The organism is Streptomyces huiliensis (genome assembly GCF_020037025.1).
Taxonomy (GTDB): Bacteria; Actinomycetota; Actinomycetes; order Streptomycetales; family Streptomycetaceae; genus Streptomyces; species Streptomyces huiliensis.
On the sequence record NZ_JAIQLH010000061.1, the window covers coordinates 16,224 to 32,809 of the forward strand.

At 70.6% G+C, this 16,586-nt stretch carries 17 protein-coding genes; 6 read left to right on the plus strand and 11 right to left on the minus strand.

The window, feature by feature from the left end:
* Nucleotides 1-141: 141 nt before the first annotated feature.
* Genes JNW98_RS13350 through JNW98_RS13375 form a run of 6 tightly spaced genes read right to left on the minus strand, consistent with a single transcriptional unit; the run spans nt 142 to nt 6,039 of the window.
* Nucleotides 142-1,368 (minus strand): cytochrome P450 family protein, encoded by a 1,227-nt coding sequence (locus tag JNW98_RS13350; RefSeq protein WP_223768396.1) that lies wholly within the window; start codon nt 1,366-1,368, stop codon nt 142-144.
* Complete coding sequence (locus JNW98_RS13355) at nt 1,320-2,753, minus strand: cytochrome P450 (RefSeq protein ID WP_223768397.1); 1,434 nt, start codon at nt 2,751-2,753, stop codon at nt 1,320-1,322. Before JNW98_RS13355 ends, JNW98_RS13350 begins: the two co-directional genes overlap by 49 nt.
* Nucleotides 2,750-3,358: a GTP-binding protein gene (locus JNW98_RS13360; protein ID WP_223768398.1), complete on the minus strand. Its 609-nt coding sequence runs from the start codon at nt 3,356-3,358 to the stop codon at nt 2,750-2,752. Before JNW98_RS13360 ends, JNW98_RS13355 begins: the two co-directional genes overlap by 4 nt.
* Nucleotides 3,339-3,773 carry a DUF742 domain-containing protein gene (locus tag JNW98_RS13365; protein ID WP_223768399.1) on the minus strand — a complete coding sequence of 145 codons (435 nt, stop codon included), beginning with the start codon at nt 3,771-3,773 and terminating at the stop codon, nt 3,339-3,341. Before JNW98_RS13365 ends, JNW98_RS13360 begins: the two co-directional genes overlap by 20 nt.
* The gene (locus tag JNW98_RS13370; protein WP_223768400.1) at nt 3,770-4,174 is read right to left on the minus strand and encodes a roadblock/LC7 domain-containing protein; all 405 of its coding nucleotides are present in this window, start codon (nt 4,172-4,174) and stop codon (nt 3,770-3,772) included. Before JNW98_RS13370 ends, JNW98_RS13365 begins: the two co-directional genes overlap by 4 nt.
* Nucleotides 4,171-6,039, minus strand: a complete 1,869-nt coding sequence (locus JNW98_RS13375; protein ID WP_223768401.1) for an ATP-binding protein — start codon at nt 6,037-6,039, stop codon at nt 4,171-4,173. Before JNW98_RS13375 ends, JNW98_RS13370 begins: the two co-directional genes overlap by 4 nt.
* Before the next feature lie 380 nt (nt 6,040-6,419).
* Here JNW98_RS13375 and JNW98_RS13380 point away from each other — a divergent pair, with 380 nt between their 5' ends.
* From JNW98_RS13380 to JNW98_RS13390, 3 genes are all read left to right on the plus strand, one after another.
* Entirely contained in the window at nt 6,420-6,932 is a 513-nt protein-coding gene (locus JNW98_RS13380) for a hypothetical protein (protein WP_223768402.1), read from the plus strand.
* Nucleotides 6,932-9,280 carry a hypothetical protein gene (locus JNW98_RS13385; protein ID WP_223768403.1) on the plus strand — a complete coding sequence of 783 codons (2,349 nt, stop codon included), beginning with the start codon at nt 6,932-6,934 and terminating at the stop codon, nt 9,278-9,280. Before JNW98_RS13380 ends, JNW98_RS13385 begins: the two co-directional genes overlap by 1 nt.
* Before the next feature lie 232 nt (nt 9,281-9,512).
* A complete protein-coding gene (locus JNW98_RS13390) occupies nt 9,513-9,983 on the plus strand; it encodes a hypothetical protein (RefSeq protein ID WP_223768404.1) in 471 nt (156 codons plus the stop codon).
* Here the strand turns inward: JNW98_RS13390 and JNW98_RS13395 are convergent.
* A complete protein-coding gene (locus tag JNW98_RS13395) occupies nt 9,948-10,649 on the minus strand; it encodes a polysaccharide deacetylase family protein (protein ID WP_308015592.1) in 702 nt (233 codons plus the stop codon). The genes JNW98_RS13390 and JNW98_RS13395 overlap by 36 nt on opposite strands.
* Before the next feature lie 185 nt (nt 10,650-10,834).
* On the opposite strand from JNW98_RS13395, the gene JNW98_RS13400 reads away from it, so the two are divergent.
* Nucleotides 10,835-11,548: a hypothetical protein gene (locus tag JNW98_RS13400; protein ID WP_223768405.1), complete on the plus strand. Its 714-nt coding sequence runs from the start codon at nt 10,835-10,837 to the stop codon at nt 11,546-11,548.
* Between the two features lie 434 nt (nt 11,549-11,982).
* Here JNW98_RS13400 and JNW98_RS13405 read toward each other — a convergent pair whose 3' ends face one another.
* From JNW98_RS13405 to JNW98_RS13420, 4 genes are all read right to left on the minus strand, one after another.
* Nucleotides 11,983-13,269, minus strand: coding sequence for a hypothetical protein (locus JNW98_RS13405; RefSeq protein WP_223768406.1), 1,287 nt, complete (start codon nt 13,267-13,269; stop codon nt 11,983-11,985).
* A gap of 555 nt (nt 13,270-13,824) precedes the next feature.
* Nucleotides 13,825-14,238 carry a hypothetical protein gene (locus JNW98_RS13410; protein ID WP_223768407.1) on the minus strand — a complete coding sequence of 138 codons (414 nt, stop codon included), beginning with the start codon at nt 14,236-14,238 and terminating at the stop codon, nt 13,825-13,827.
* A complete protein-coding gene (locus JNW98_RS13415) occupies nt 14,235-14,663 on the minus strand; it encodes an ATP-binding protein (protein WP_223768408.1) in 429 nt (142 codons plus the stop codon). Before JNW98_RS13415 ends, JNW98_RS13410 begins: the two co-directional genes overlap by 4 nt.
* Nucleotides 14,664-14,709: 46 nt before the next feature.
* Complete coding sequence (locus JNW98_RS13420) at nt 14,710-15,117, minus strand: NUDIX hydrolase (RefSeq protein WP_223768434.1); 408 nt, start codon at nt 15,115-15,117, stop codon at nt 14,710-14,712.
* A gap of 109 nt (nt 15,118-15,226) precedes the next feature.
* Between JNW98_RS13420 and JNW98_RS13425 the strand changes: the two genes are divergently transcribed.
* Together JNW98_RS13425 and JNW98_RS13430 are read left to right on the plus strand one after the other, a co-directional pair.
* Nucleotides 15,227-16,015, plus strand: a complete 789-nt coding sequence (locus JNW98_RS13425) for a GntR family transcriptional regulator (RefSeq protein WP_223768409.1) — start codon at nt 15,227-15,229, stop codon at nt 16,013-16,015.
* A 218-nt stretch (nt 16,016-16,233) separates the two neighbouring features.
* Nucleotides 16,234-16,584 (plus strand): SCO3933 family regulatory protein, encoded by a 351-nt coding sequence (locus tag JNW98_RS13430; RefSeq protein WP_223768410.1) that lies wholly within the window; start codon nt 16,234-16,236, stop codon nt 16,582-16,584.
* Nucleotides 16,585-16,586 lie beyond the last annotated feature (2 nt).

Consider the following 16,586-nt stretch of genomic DNA (forward strand, 5'->3'; position numbering starts at 1 on the left):
GCTGCTGCTCCTGGGCTGGTCCCGGGGCGGTCCCGGGGTGCTGATCAACAGCTTCGCGGAGCGGAGGTGCCCGGCGGCAGGGCCGGGTGTGGGGGATCGGGCAGGACGAATGTCATGGGTGGGGCCCCGCCCGTAGGCGGCTCAGCCGAGCAGCACCGGGAGCGACCGGACGCTGTTGCTGATGAAGGAGGGGAGCGGAAGGAGGTCCTCCGGGTCGGTGGCCGGGGAGAGGTCCGGGAAGCGGGCGAAGAGGGCCGGCAGGGCGGTCTCGGCCTGCAGCCGGGCCAGCGCGGCGCCGACGCAGAAGTGGGCGCCGTGGCCGAAGGTGAGGTGGCGCTTGTTCTCGCGCTCGGCGTCGAACGCGTCCGCCGTCGGCCCGTACTGCTCCGGGTCGCGGCCCGCCGCCACGTACGAGGCGAGGATCGCGTCGCCACGCCGGATCACCGCGCCCGCCAGCGGGATGTCCTCCTTGGCGTAGCGCATCGGGAAGTGCGCGACGGGCGAGTCCCAGCGCAGCGTCTCCTCGACCACCGACGACCAGGGGACGTCGCCGGAGCGGACGCGGGCCAGCTGCTCGGGGTGGGTGAGCAGGGCGCGTACCGCGTTGGTGACGAGGTTGAGGGTGGTGCCGTGGCCGGCGACGAGCATGAGGAGGAGGGTGCCGATGAGCTCCTCCTCCGAGAGCCGGTCGGCGTCCTCGCGGGCGGCGATCAGGTCGCTGATGATGTCCTCGCCGGGCGCCGCCCGCTTCTCGGCCACCAGCGCGGCGAGCAGGCCGAGCAGCCGGCGGCGGGTCGCGAGGACCTCCTCGGGCCCGGTCGCGCTGCTGGTCAGGCTGGCGGAGAGGGCGCGGAACTCGTCGTACCGCTCCTCCGGGACGCCGAGCAGGTCGCCGATCGTCCGCATGGCCAGCGGGTAGGCGAACAGCGCCCGTACGTCCACCGGGCCGGGTGGCTGCGCGGCGAGCCGGTCCAGCAGCCCCTGGACGTTGGCCTCGACGGGCGCGCGCATCCCGGCGATGCGCCGGGGCGTGAACGCCTGGGTGACCAGGGTGCGCAGCCGCCGGTGGTCGGCGCCGTCGGCGGTGACCATGCCCGCCGGCGCGACGAAGTTGATCAGCGGCCAGCCCTCCGGCACCGAACCGTCGCGCAGCAGCGACCAGTTGACGGGGTCCTTGACGACGCGCGGGTCGGTGAGCAGGTCGCGCAGCAGCCCGTGCCGGGTGACCACCCAGGCGGGTATCCCGTCCGGCAGCTCGACGCGGACGACGGGACCGGCGTCGCGCAGCCGCCGGACCTCCCCGTGGAGGTCGGCTCCGGTCACGTCCAGGCGGATGGGCGGTGCGTCGTCGGTGCGGATGTCGTCCATGACGGGCCTCCAGCGGCGGCTGTGCGGTGTTTGGTGGCGGTGCTCGGTGCGACGGGACTGAAGCGCACGGGCAGGGCGGTCAGCGCGCGCGCCCAGGGGGACGGCCGGTAGGACAGCTCCCCGGCGGGCACCGCGAGCCGGATGTCGGGCAGGCGGTGGACGAGGGTGTCGACGGCGGTGTGGGCGATCACCCGGGCCTGGTCGCGGGCCGGGCAGGTGTGCGGGCCCGCGCCGAACGCCAGGTGGGAGCGGTTGCCGGGGACGATCTGGCCGTCCGGCGGCAGCACGGCCGGGTCGTGGTTGGCGGCGGCGAGGCCGAGCAGCAGCGCGTCGCCCTCGCGCACGTCCTGCCCGCCGAAGCGCAGGTCGCGGGTGGCGTAGCGGCCCGGGAAGTTCTGCACGGGCGCGTCCCGCCACAGCACCTCGTCGAGGGCCGCGTCGACGGTGAGCCGGCCGCCGGTGACGTGCGTGCGGAAGCGGGTGTCGGTGAGCAGCAGCCGGACCGTCGCGGCGGTCCAGTTGGCCGCCGGGCCGTTGCCCGCGACGATGATGACGGCCAGGTGGTGCAGGACCTCCTCGGGCGACAGCCCCTCGGGATGCCCGAGCAGCCAGGACGTGAGGTCGTCGCCCGGCTCGGCCAGCTTGCGGCGCACCAGGTCGCCGAGGATCCGCTGGAGCGCCTGGTTGGCGGCGGTCGCCTCCGGACCGCTGTCCACCATCCCGCGGACGGCGGCGATGAGTTCCGGCGCGATCGCGTCGGGGAGGCCGAGCATCCGGGAGGCGGCCCACAGCGGCAGCTGGAGCGCGTACTCGCCCAGCAGGTCGGCCTCGCCGCGCGGGGCGATCGCGTCGAGGAGCATGTTCGACAGCTGGGCGATGCTGCGGCGCAGCCGGTGCTGGTCGAGGCGGGCGAAGCCGTCGCTCACGGCTCGGTAGAGGCGGCGGTGCTCGGGGCCGTCGGCGAACAGTACGGTCGGCCGGTAGCCCATCATCGGCAGCAGCGGCGAGTCGGGGCGGACCAGGCCCTCGCGCAGTGCCCGCCAGCGGCGCGAGTCGTGGGAGAAGCACTCCTCGTTGCGGGTGACCTCCAGCAGCTCCCGGTAGCCGATCACCAGCCAGGCCGGAACGCCCGGTTCCAGCTCGACGGGGACGACCGGGCCGTGCTCGCGGCGGAGGCGCTCGTAGAGGGCGTGGGTGTCGCCGGTGAGGACCTGGCCGTAGAGGGCGGCGGCGGGGGCGGCCCCGGCCGCCGGCCGGTGGGCCGGGCAGCCGGGCGGGGGGCCCGGCGGGAGGCTCGGGGCCGGGGGGTACGCCGGGGCCTCCGGGTACTCCGAGGCGTGTGGGTGCCGCGAGGTGCCCGGGACCTCCGGTATCGGGGCGGTCATGACGCCGGTGCCTCCAGCGACGCGGCGGCCGCGGCCGTGTACAGGTGGTCGACGAGTGTCACCAGCGCCCGCGCGCTCGACGCCCGGTCGCGGGCGTCGCACAGCATCACCGGGGTGTCCGGCAGCAGGTCCAGCGCCTCCCGCAGCTCGTCCGGCGGGTGCACCGGCGCGTCCGGGAACGCGTTGGCGGCGACGGCGAACGGGACGCCGAGGTCCTCCAGGTGCCCGAGGACGTCGAAGCTCGCCTCCAGCCGCCGCGTGTCGATCAGCGCGAGCGCCCCGAGCGCGCCGTGTGTCAGATGCCGCCACAGCGGGAAGAAGCGCGGCTGGCCGGGGGTGCCGAAGAGGTAGAGGACGCGCTGCCGGTTGAGGGTGATCCGCCCGAAGTCCATGGCCACGGTGGTGGTGGCCTTGCCCGGCAGCACGTCGTCCACGCCCTGCCCGGCCTGCGTCATGGTCTCCTCGGTGCGCAGCGGCGGTATCTCGCTGAGCGAGCCGATGAGGGTCGTCTTGCCCACGCCCAGCGGGCCGGCGATCACGATCTTCACGGACGTGCGCACGGTGGGGGGTAGGTAGCGACCGCCGTCAGAGTTGGCGGAGTCCATCGAGTACCTCTTTCAGCAGGGCGGGATCGTGCCGGTCGGCGGCCGTGACCGGGGGACGGGCGACGACCAGGCCGGCGTCGAGCAGGTCGGCGAGCAGCACCTTGATCACCGCGACCGGCTGGCGCAGGTGGGCGGCGACCTCCGCCACGGACAGCAGCCGGACGCACAGGTCCAGGATCTCGGCGCACTCCGGGCTGAGGTCGGGCGCGTGCTCCCCGAGGGGCCCGGATGTCCCGGTTGCCCCGGGCGTCGCGGTGACCCCGGGTGTTCCGGTGACCCCGGGTGTTCCGGTCACCCCGGTGTACTCGGCGGCCACCACGAGCGTCTCCAGCGCGAGGCTGTCCCGCGAGGGGGCGACCCGGCCGCCGGTGATCACGTAGGGGCGTACCGGCCCCGCGCCCGTCGGGCCGCTCACGGAGTGGCGGTACGGGCGCGGGGCGGGCTGCTGAGGTGCTGCCCTATCCGCACCACCATGTGCTGCATCTCCCGCGCGACCAGCCCGGCGTCCACGTCCGCCGCGGTGGCCACGGCCAGCGAGGCGCCCGGTCCGGCCGCCACCAGGAACAGGAAGCCGCCGTCGAACTCCACCATCACCTGGCGCGGCGCGCTCCCGTCGCCCGCCAGCTGCGCCGCGGCCTCGTGGCCGAGCGAGAGCAGGCCGGAGCAGACCGCGGAGAGGCGGTCGGCGTCATCGGTGGATATGTCCGGCGAACCGGCCAGCCGCAGCCCGTCGCGGGACACGACGAGCGCGTGCCGCACCGCGGGCACCCGCAGGATGTCGGCGAGCAGCCACTCCAGATTCCCGTTCGTACTCAACGCGATTCCCTTTCGCTGTCGTTCGGCTCACGGGGCCGCGCCGGTTCCGCCGCTCCGGCCACTGACGTGCCGTCGAGTGTCTCCGGTGCGGCGACATCTGACGGCACGACCGGACCCGTCGCCTCCGCAGCCATTGTGGCCTGCGGTGTTCGCGCGGCTTCCGCCGCCTCCGCTTCCGGTGCCGTGCCGGCTCCGGCCGGCGCTGCCGCGGCCGCCGCCTCTTCCCGGCCCAGCCGCGTCCCCGCCTGCAGGCTGCTCATGAACGCCGCCGCCTGCTGCGGCGACCGGACGGGCTCCGGCGCCGGCGTCCGGGGCGCGGAACCGGGGACCGGGCCCGCCGCCGCGCGCCGGCTGCGGCGGCGCGGGAGGCCGCCGGGGGTGATGGCGGGGGGTTCCGGAGCGGGGGGCTCCGGGGTGGCGGACTTCGGGGTGGCGGGCTTCTGGGTGGCGGGCTTCTGGATGACGGGTACGTCGTACGGGCCGGCGGTGTCCTCGGCGTCGTACCGGTCGTTGCGGGCCCGGGCCTCGGTGATTCCGTCCTGGCCCGCCGCGGGCTCGGGCCGCGTGTGCTGGGCGGGCACCGGGCCCGGGCGTGCGGAGGGAGCCCGGTGCTCCGGCGCGTCGGCCGGCGGCGGCGTGCGCCGCGTCCGCTCGGCCTGTTCCCACTCCGCCTGTTCCCGTTCGGCCCGGTCCCGCTCCGCCTGCTCCCGCTCCGTCCGGTCCCGTTCGGCCCGGTCCCGCTCCGTCCGGTCCCGTTCGGCCCTGTCCCGCTCGGCCTGTTCCCGCAGCCCCGGCGCGCGCGGGGGCGCCGGGGTGGCCGGGGCCGTCGGCCCCTGGGTCAGCAGGGCGGACGGGACGAGGACGACGGCCCGGACGCCCCCGTACGCCGACGGCGAGTCCAGCTTCACCGAGAAGCCGTACCGCCGGGCCAGCATGCCCACGGCGGCCAGGCCGAGCTGCGGCTTCGCGCCCAGGCCGCGGCCCTCCGCCGCCGCGCCGCCGCCGAGCCGCACCTCGGCCTCGGCGAGGGCCTGCTCCGTCATGCCCAGACCGCCGTCGTCGATCTCGATCACGGCACCGCTGTGCACCGGCCGGATGCCCACGAGCACGGTCACGGTCGGGGGCGAGTAGCGGGTGGCGTTGTCCAGCAGCTCGGCGACGGCGTGGATCAGCGCCTCGACCGCGCGCGGCTCGACGGCGGCGTCGCGCGCGCCCTGCACGCGGACCCGCTGGTACTCCAGGATCCGCGACTGCGCGCCGCGCACCACGTCCAGCAGCGACACCGCCTCCGGCCACTGCCGCCCGGGCCACGCGCCGCACAGCACCTTCATCGTCTGCGCCTGCCGGGCCAGCTGGGCCGCCGCGTGGTCGGCACGCATCAGACCGGCCATCAGGACCGGGTCCTCGGCGCTCTGTTCCAGCACGTCGAGGCCCTGCTGCTGGGCCAGGGCCATCACCTGGATGCGGTCCGCCATGACCAGGAACGCGGCGCGCCCGGACTCCTCCAGGCCCTTCCTGGCCCGGATGGCCGCCGCCGTCCGCGTGAGCAGCGCCTCGTGGCGGGCGGCGAGAACCGCGGCCTCCGGATCGCCGTCGGGGGCGGCGTACAGCGCCTTCGGAACGTCCGCCTCCGGGACGCCCTCCAGCACCGCGGGCAATCGGACGTCGGTCAGGTGCTCCAGCTCCTCCCGCCCGACGCGCTGCCGCTCGGCCAGCCGGGACCCGTACTCCGTCGCGGCCGCCAGCTCCCCGCGCAGCCGCGCCGTCAGGCGCCGGGCGCGGATCAGCAGCGGCGCGGCGATCACAGCGGCGGTGGCCGTGCCCGCGGCCAGGCCCAGGGACACGGCCTCCGTTATCGGCATCATCAGACGGTTCCCGGGAGGCGATCTTCAACTGGAGGACGGCCGTCAGCGTACGGGGCGGGGCGGCGGTGGCGGAAGTGTTGGGTGTGTCCTGACGCTTGGTCGAATTTCGGTCGATTCCTCCGCGTCCCCCGCGAAAGCGCGCGCGGGTCATGGGCGTCGGGGGCGTGCGAGCCGGCCGCCGGGCCGGGCTTCGGGGCGCCACACCGCCCGTCCAGCCGGCGGTCGGACGGACGTCATCGTTCCGTCCCCTTCGGTATTTACCTTCCGCTACTTGGCGGGTTCTTTCCGGGCCTCTTTCGCATCCGGATACGCCCGAGGTGAAGCCGCCGAACGGAAGGCAGAGGGGAAGCCGGGCAACCGGGAATCCGGGAGGGGAACGCATGTCATACGAGGAGAAGTGGGCGAAATTCGGGATTCCGCGGGCTGCCGCGTCCGATCCGGCGGCCCTGCGCCTCGCCAGTGCGGGAGGTGAGGAGGGAAACGGGGGCACGATGGGTACGGGTACGGGTGCGGCGGCGGGGAAACTCAAAGTGACGGCCTCGGTACTGAAAACGCGCGCCGGAAAGGCGGAGGAGGTCCGCGGCCAGTTCCTCAAGGCGGACGACGACGTGATGCGGGAGACGGGGGAGGTGCCGGGCACGCTCAGGGGCTTCACCGCCGACGAGGCCCTGAAGACGTTCCAGGAGCGCTGGCTCGATCAGATGGCCTATGTGAAGGGCGAGTTCACGGAGACGGCCAAGGCGCTGAGCGCCGCGGCGGACGGTTTCCGGGCCGAGGACCGTAAACACGCCCGCTCCCTGGGCGGCAACGGCAACGGCAACGGCGGCAATGGCAACGGCGGCGGTGGCAACGGCACGCACGGCGGCAACGGCACGGACGGCGGCGAGCATTGATGCCCGAGCCCCTGGGATACGGAGAGGTCCGGAACGCCGACCTCGGGCCGCTCCGCGAAGCGGTCGCGAAATGGCGGCAGGCGCCGGGAAACTTCCAGCAGATCCAGCTGAATTTCTACAACCTCGTCACCCGCGGCCTCGAATCACCCGCCTGGGAGGGCGAGGCGGCGCAGGCGGCCGGCGAGAAGTTCGCCCGCGTCCAGAAGCAGCTGGGCGCCGCCGTCGAGGAATCGCTGCACGTCTACAACGTCATGGACGAGGGGCTCCGGCAGTTCACCGCGGCGCGGAAGGCCCTGGAGGCCATCGAGCACGAACTCGCCGGACACAAGCACCTGCGGATCAACAAGGCCGACGGCTCCCTCTACCTGGAGCTCGGCGGCGAGGAGGAGCGGCACCGGGCCGCCCTCACCAAGGCGTACCAGGACACGTTCGAGCACTACCGGCAGCGCACCCGCAACGCCGTCGAACAGGCGGGACGGGCGGACAGCGCCCTCACCGCCGCCCTGACGTCGGACGTCAACGGCGAGGACCGCGGCTTCAACGCGAAGGCGTACGACACTCTGGCCGAGGCCCGCAAGGCGACGGACGAGGACCTCGACCAGGCCGTCCGGCTCAGCGGCGTCCCCAACGGGAAGATGACCTCGGACCAGCTCCGGCAGCTGTCCGAGGTGATGGCCCGGCACGGCAACGTCCCCGAGTTCGCCGAGGCGTTCGCCACCCGGCTCGGCCCGGAGAAGACCCTGAAGCTGTGGTTCAACGCCACCCACCCGCGCAACCGCGACCAGCCCGGCACGAAGATCGACGAAAAGGTGTGGTGGCCCGCCGCGGAGAGCCTCCAGCGCGGCCTCGGCACCACGCTCGCCACCGCCTCGCACTCCGACGCCCCCGCCATGCGGGAGTGGAAGGACGGCATCATCCGGCTGGGCCCCGAACGCGTCGACAGCGGCGGGACGACGCACCCCTACGGGTTCCAGATCATGAGCAACCTCATGCGGACCGGCACCTACGACAGCCGGTTCCTCGACACCTACGGGAACCGGCTCCTGGACTGGGACGCCAAGAACAACACCCGCAAGGGTTTCGCCTACTGGTCGAACACCGCCGACACCGACACCCTCAATCTGATCGGCCGGCGGCGGGGCGACAGCGGGCACGACGCGGTGGCCGGCTTCCTGGAGGGCCTCGGGCACAACCCCGAGGCCGCCACGAAGTTCTTCGAGAAGCCCGCCGGCGGCGACAAGGACGCGGTCAACCCGCACTTCTCCTACCTCACGGAGAAGCGGAACTGGATCTTCGACGGTCACACCTCCGGCGACCCGCGCAAACTCGTCGGCCACGAGGCCCTGGGCCACGCCCTCACCGCCGCCACCACCGGTTACTCCTGGGACGCCGCCGAACTCTCCGGCAAGGACCCGGAGATCTTCAGCACCGGCGGCGACCGGCGGACGGCCGCCACCGCAGACGTGATGGAACAGGTCGTCCAGGTCTACGGCGGCAAGGACGGCCCCCGCCTCCTCCACGACCAGCCCGCCATGGCCACCAGCCTGGGCGTCATGGGCGGCGCCTACGTCGACGACCTCAACTACAACGTCTCGGGTCTCGGCGACTCCGACCACCGCGACCCCGAACACGGCGGACTGCGCAACTCCGACGCCTTCCCCGCCGCCTACAAGGGCCGCGCCGACTTCGGCAACAAGGGCGCCATCGACTTCCTCAGCGTCCTCGGCCAGAACCCCGAGTCCCACGCCGTCATGAACCAGGCGGAACACCTCTACACCGTCGACCGGTTCGCCCAGAACCCGCCGGCCGACGGCGTCGAGCAGTACGCCCACGCCCGGCGCGCCCTCCTCACCGAGGCCGAGGTGCGCGGCATCCTCGACCACTCCCGGGCGGCCCAGATCGAGGCGACGTACCAGCACGACAAGGCGCAGGCCCAGGCCGCCTTCCAGGAGTCGACGAACTGGACGCGCGTCGGCTACAGCGCCAGTGCGCCCTGGGTGAGCCAGCAGATCGTCGGCATCGTCGGGAAGTCCGGTCCCTGGGGCCTGATCGTGCCCATCGCGATGGGCGGCGCGACCGAGTTCGCGAAGGTCTTCCACAACGACGCGGTCTTCGGCGGCCCGCACCTCCCCGCGCCGGTCGACTCCACCGCCCTCTTCGAGACCGGCACCTCCTCCCTGGGCCGCACCGCCGAGCAGTTCGACCTCCCCACCTACGAAAGGCGGTACGGAACCGGTGCCGACGCCATGGACTCCACGGGAACCCTCTCCGACCGCCTCAAGCAGGCGTACCTCGGCACCGGGACGGCCACCGACACCTTCCGGGGCCGCCGCCCGTACACGCCGTGACGGCCGGCGCCGGCTGCTGTGGTGGGCGGTGGTGTGCGCGGTGGCGGGGACGGCGGCCTGCACGTCCCCTTCAGGGAGCGACGGAACCGTTCCCGCATCCCGAGTCTGCGGCGGAACCCTGACGCCGGAGGCGGCCCGGGCGGTCGAATCACTCCTCGGGGCCCGGGAGTTCCGCGACGACGCGACCCTGACCGCCGACCGGACGGCGACCCGCCTCCGTTCATCAGAAGGAGTGAACGAGTCGCGCTCCCTCCTGTGCGCGGTGCGGGGAGCGGGGGACGACGACGAGGAAGACCCCCTGTTCACGATCGAGTTCACCCACCCGGACCGCTGGACGAACTGGCCGGACCGCCTCGGCGCGGACCACGCGTACTACCGCGTGGGCCTCTACGGCGAGGCGGGACCGGACGGGGGCTCCATCGCCTTCCGCTGCGGGCGGGGCGTGGGCGGCTCGGGTTTCCCGGTGGTGGCGGCGTCCCTGGAACTGCACAGGAACGGAAGCGCCTACGCGGGCCCGCCCGGCCGCGACCGCACGCGCGCGTTCATGACCATCCTCCACGCGACGACCCGAGCGATGGCGGAGAACCTGAACTGCGGGACGGAAGCGACCCTTCCACCTCACCTCCCCCACCCCTCACCCCCCTCCGACTACCGCAGACCGCCGTACCTACGCGGGCCCGGGAGTGAGCAGCCCGCGAAGTGACATGAACCCGTACCCGCGATGACGGATCGCCCGGATGAGGGTGGGCAGCGCGCTGACGTCGACGGTCGACGGATCGGCGGAACTGGTCCGTCCGACGTGCATCAACACGATGGCGCCGGGGACGAGGGCCCCCAGTACCCGTTCGACGACGACCTCGGTACCCACGCCCGCGGCGGCCCCCTTCCACCCCAACGTGTCCACGGTCCAGCGGACGCAGACGTACCCTTCGGCGTTCACGTCCGCGACGCACTCCCGGTTCACCTCCCCGTAGGGGAACCGGAACAGCCGCACGGGAGGCCGCCCGGTCGCCCGCTCGACGGCGTACGAGGCCGACCGCACCTCGTCCACCCGCTGTTCCCGGGCCAGCGCCGGGAACGCCGGGTGGGTCATGGAGTGGTTGCCCACGGGATGCGCCCGGGCGATCCGCCGCGCGGCGTCACCGTACGCGGAGGCGAACCGCCCGGTCATGAAGAACGTCGCGGGCACCCCCTGGTCTCCCAGCGCCCCCAGCACCTCCTCAACCCCTTGATCCCCACCCCCACAGTCGAACGTCAAAGCCACCCTCCGTTCCCGGGTGGGCACCACGGCGACGTCCCGCCCGGCGAACTCCCCGGGCACCTCATCCCGAGCCCAGGCACCCCGCCCCACCACTCCGACCCCGGCCACCCCGGCCCCCAGCGCGGCGACCCCCCGCAAGAACCCCCGCCGCCCAACGTCCCGTCCCAAGCGTCCGCCCTCCCGGCACAGTCCCGAAAACGATCACCCTGCCGCCTCGCCGCTACCCTGGAGCCCCCCGCCGCGGCCGCCGCGCACGGGGTTGACGCGGAGGCCGCGAAGGCGAGGGGGACCCGATGCAATCGTTGCTGGAGAACATCGCCGTCGGCCTGGTGACCAGCTTCCTGGGCGGCGCCTTCGTATGGCTGTGGGAACGCACCAAGCGGACGCGGGCGGTGAACAGGAGAGCCCGGTTCTTCGGCGTCCGGCCCGGGCAGACCTGCCTCGTCGTCCTGGGAAACAAGTACAACTCGCCCCGAACGGCGACCTACCCGGACATCCGCGCCGCCGTGGAACTGACCCTGCTCGCGGGCGAACTGGGCTGCGAGGTCGTCGTCGAGTCCGGGGATTTCCGCGGCGGCAACGGCGACCGCACCGAGTTCTGCGTGGGCGGCCCGGAGGGCGGCGCCAACCTCCGCACCGGCGGCCACCTCGCCGCCCACCTCCCCGGCGTCACCCTCCACCCTTTCGACACCACGAGCCCGGACTCCACCGCCATCGAAGTGGGCGGAGAGAAATACCTCTTCGACCACGCGAACCAGGAGTACGTCCTCGTAGCGAAGTTCACCCCCACCGAGTCCACCAAGCCGGTCTTCCTGGTCTGCGGCCAGAGCTCCACGGCCAACCTGGCGGCCATCCACTACCTCCGCCGGGAGTACGCCCGGGTAGCCCGCCGCATCGCCACCACCGACCGCTTCTGCCTACTGATCAAGGTCTCCGCCATCGCCACCTACGCCCACCACCGCGCAACCCTGGAACGCGACGTGTCAGCCGCTGCCTTCTCCCGCTGAGACGCCGCACCCCGGCCACCGGGACACCGCCGGCGACCAGGCACCGATCACCGGCCCGACGGCCGACACACGCCGAAGGGGCACCCAGGAACGTTCCTGGGTGCCCCTTCGCGCCGGTGCCCCCGGGCAGATTCGAACTGCCGACACCCGCTTTAGGAGTTCAGTCGGCCATCCGGTACACGACCTCAATTGATGTGAGGCCTGTTAACGCCAAGTGTCTGAGGTCGCCCTTTTCCGTGGACGTTGATGTCAGGTGTTGATGTCAGCCCGAGTGATCCACATAGCCGTTGCCCCTTGGTACCGAGTAGGCGGTGGGTGAGGGGGGCGATCAAGTAAGGTCGACCGCTCTCGGCCGGTATGATCATCGGAGTTTTGTCCGGCGCAGGACACTAGCTCAGGCGCTGCATGTGACTCGCAGCTCGAATAAAGGCCATTCAGCGGTTATCGGAAATTACCTCGATGGCCAAGAGTCTGACAAGTTCTATATCTGGGGAGAGCGTCATGGCCTCTCTGCTCAATGGGAGTAGGACTTTAGACTCGGCGTAGCGGATGTCATCCTTGGCGTGAACGATTCTATTTCGAAGCATGTACACTCGCTTGGCTACTTGGGAAGTCAGGGACTCGCCGCTTTTCAGGTTAATTGCAGGAACTCCTGAAATCGGACCCTTATTGCTGAAGTGGCCGCCGTGATCGATCGAGAAGAACTCTTGTAGCTTTCCCCCTTGAACGCATTCCTCTAGCAGTGTCCTGAGTTGGTCCCCCTCGCTGGCTCCGCGCGACCGCTCTACAGAGTTAAGAATCTGGAGCACAGACGAATCTTTCTCCTCATCAAAGTCAAGAGAACGTAGAATTCGGCGTACCTTCCTCAGGGTTTCGCGCCGATGGACTGCGGGAAGGTAGTACTCAAGGATTTGGTAGTAGGAGAGGTACGACAGTGTGCGATTCCCTCGTGTTGCGAAATCTCCGGGGGTGGAAAATAGCATTGCTACGTTGTCAGGTACGGGCGTCTTTGGGAATCTGACCGTGTAGCTAAAATCCCTTGCACGTCGTCGTTGCGGCAAGATGTCCCGCCTAGGGCGCAAAGAGTAGGTGAGTCCATTTCGGGCATCTAGTTCAAAAAGAAAGGACTGTGCCAGCTCGCGAGACCGCCTTATGAGGTCCTCTTTCCCGGTTACTCCACCAAGGTGAACTTTTAGGGTTTCTTGGGTCCGGGGCCGCTCTCGCTCGTCATCCTGAATTTGCCGAAGGAAAAATGGCGTACACAGGGCGGAATTCGGGGATATTTCAATGCAGGTGGAGCCGTCGCTTGATGTTACGCGAATTATGGGGTGGATAAGGTCTCTCTCTTCATCTTCCCAGAAGGGCGGTTCGTATGCATGTGTATGCAGGCATGGGTGCCGGTCGAGTTTAATTTGTTCGATTAGCCGAGTTCTGGCGAAGTTGAATCTGGATTGATTTATTTCAAATTCTGCAAAGCCTTTGCTGGGATTTATCCAGCCTACATGTTCTGTCATCCTCTCGGCGCCGCAGTCGAGGGCTTGGTGGACCTCGATTGCTATGTCGGCAGGCATCTTGATTTCTCGTTTAAGGGGTTCGTCCGAGTGGAATACGATGAAATTTTCGATGGCTTTCCAGAACTTGAAGTTGAAGGCTTGCTCGATCTTGCGGATCTGCTCGACGTCTAGTGAGGTTGGGAGGTTATCTTTCGACGCTTCGGACATGAAATACCCTTTGCTTTTGCGTGGCTGCAGGACGGTTCAAAACGGCAGGAGGATGTCGTGCAAAGCAGACTAGAGCATTTGCTAGTTGCTCGGGAGGACTTGGTGGAGCGAACTGGCAGCCTGCGTTAGTACTGAATGTCGAGGAGGGTATTTGTCAGCGGCCACAGATGGCCCCGCTGCCATCCCGTCTGCCGTCGTCCCACACGCATGTGGAGCGGGCTTGGCCCGGGGCGTCCAGGTGGAGCGCCCGGCTGGACGAACGACCTGGACGCCCCGGGCCAAGGCTGCTCGGCTTCGCCTGGGGCGACGGCGGACGGGATGGCAGCTCCCCCCTCAACCCCATGCGACCCGCACCCGCCCGCCGGCCCCCCGCCATCCCGGAGTCTGAGCGCCCCCGCCGGAGGCATCCGTTCTGAGGGAAAGTGGCTCTCCGCTTCAGCCGCGCGGCCTGGCGGACCCGGGCCGGAGCGGGGCGGAGACAGGAGCGGCGGCCCGGGGGAGCCGGGCCGCGCGCGGCGAGCGGAGCGAGCCGCCTTGAACCCGTAGAGAAGGTTGTTACTCAGTCGGCGGGGACGGCAACAGCGGTCTGAAAGGGTAGGTGGTGAACCGCCGAGAGCAGGTGGGGAGTCGGGACTTCGAGCGGTCGGCCAGAGGGAGGAAGAGGACCGGTCGGATCGTCCACGTCACCTCCAGCTCGCCCCGGGTCACCGTGTAGGTGCACATCTGGCCCGCGATGAGCGATGACGCGGCCTGAGTCCGCTCGGCCCACGCCCGGGCGGCTGCCGCCTCCTTCTCCTCCGGGGCGGTCGCCATCATCTCCATGGCCACGATGACGCCGATGACGGCTTCGGCCGCGCTCCGCGCGTCAAAGGCCGTGACCAGCTTCGGGCCGTCGGTGACGCCGCCGAAGACGACGGTGCAGGAGCACCAGTAGCCGCCCTTTAAGGCCGACGAGTTGCGTTGCTTCATCGCTCTTCTCCCATGGCTGTCGGGGTGGTCACGAGTTCGGCGGTCACGGTGTGGCCCCTCCGGTCCCCGCGGACCGTCGTCCTGGTCGCGAGGCAGCAGACGAGGGACAGGCCCCGGCCGCTGGACGCGGTCGGCTGCGGGTGCCCGATCACCGGTCTGGTGGGGGAGCCGCCGGCGTCCGCGACGGAGATGGCGATGACGTGTTCGGACACGCACAGGGCGACGTGGAAGTGCCCGACCCGGCAGCCGCTCGCGGTGTGCAGGACGGCGTTGCTGCTCAGCTCGCTCACGATCACCTCGGCGTCCCCGGCGTACGGCGAGTGCCGCAGCACGTCGCGCGTCCAGCGCCGAACGCGTCCGACCTCTTCCACGGAACCTGGGCAAGTGAGCCCCCAGACCCGCGCCTCACTCGTATACTCATCCATACAAGTTCCTTTGTGCTGGTAGGCCGCTATGGGTAGTGGATTTCAGCTAGACGAGTCGCACGCCGTCATGGGCTCGGACGGCCGGCGGGTTCGCCGCGTCGAGCGCGTCCAGGACGCGTATCGCGTACGCCTCGTCGGCAAGCTCCACGACCTCGTCGCGCGTCGCCCAGCGCAGTGCCCGGGTCTCGGCGCCCGTGGTCGGGTTCCCGTCGATCGCCTCACAGCGGAAGACGAGGGAGACGATCAAGCCGGTCATGTTCTTGTACACGCCAGTCAGGACCGCCGGAGTCGCGATCTTGATTCCGGTCTCTTCGAGCACTTCGCGCTCAAGGGCGTCGGGGATCGTCTCCCCGGCCTCCAGTACTCCACCGGGCGGCTCCCAGTGGCCGTTGTCCCGCCGCTTGATCAGCAGGGCGCGGCCCTGGTCGTCGACGATGATCCCGGCGACGCTCACGGAGTGAGGGCGCTCTGTGCTCACGTTCCTCGGTCCCCTTTTGGCTGGCTAGGCTCTCCACCGTAGCAACTGGACTCAGCTGCTCGTCTAGATACCTGAAGGAGTGCAGATGGCCGCCCTGCCATCCGGCCTGCTCGGCGCGCTGGACCCGACCAGCGATCGTGCCGTGTTTCGCCAGATTGCCGACCAATTGCGTGAGGCGATCGACAAGGGACGCTTCCGGGAAGGCGACAAGCTGCCCTCGGAAGCCGAGCTTGTCGATCACTACTCCGTATCGCGGATGACCGTGCGCAACTCGCTTTCCATCCTTCAGGGTGAGGGCCTGGTGCACTCCGAGCACGGCAAGGGCGTCTTCGTCCGGCCTCGGCCGCCCGTTCGGCGCCTCGCCTCCGACCGGTTCGCCCGCCGGCACCGCGAACAGGGGAAGTCGGCCTTCACGGTGGAAGCGGAAGCCGCGGGAAGCCGGCCCGAGGTGGACCGCCTGGAGGTGAAGGAGGAACGGCCCTCCGCCGACATCTCCGCGCGCCTCGGTGGCCCCCGCCGCGTGCTGGCCCGCCGCCGGCGCTACCTGCTCGACCACCGCCCGGTGGAGTTCGCCGTCTCGTACATCCCGCTCGACCTGGCCCGCGACACCCCGATCGCCGAACCCAACCCCGGCCCCGGCGGCATCTACGCCCGGCTGGAGGAACTCGGCCACCGGCTTGACCACTTCGAGGAAGAGATCCGTTCCCGGATGCCAACTCCGTCCGAGGTGAAGACGCTCCAACTCGCCTCCGGTGTCCCGGTCATTCACCTGATCCGGACCGCGTACGACACCGAGGGCCGGGCCGTCGAAGTGTGTGACACGGTCATGGCCGCCGACGCCTACGTCCTCTCCTACCAGCTCCCCGCCACATAGGTGTTGGGGTGGTGCGGCCGTCCACCTGCTGGCTTGTCAGTCTGCTTCGCCAACTCGTACACACCAACCGGGAAACTCGTATAGACGAGTGGACAGGGGTTGTGCCACAGTGGACGCGTTCCGCTCCGCCGGGGCCGCTTCGTCGGGCTACTTGTATAGACGACTAGGTATGGCCCTAGTGCGTGCCCCGGCACCACCACACGAGGAGAAGAAGCCAGATGCGTTCCATCCGAGTCGACGCCTCCGCCGCCACGATCCTGCTCACCGAGGCGCCGGAGATGAAGGTCAAGGACCGGCAGACGGGCGAGATCGCCAAGGACGCCCTCACTGGCGAGGCCCTGATGAAGATCGGCGTCGTCTACATCGACGCGGGGGAGTCGTCCCTGATCCAGGTCGCCGTTCCCGAGAGCGGCGTTTCCGAGGGGCTCACCCTCGGCGCCCCGGTCTCTCTGCCCGGCCTGGTCGCCCGCCCCTGGGAGAGCGTGTTCAACGGCCAGCAGCGGCACGGCATCGCTTACCGGGCGACCGCCGTCGTGCCCGGGGTCTTCCCCGCCCAGGCCGGGGCCTGAGC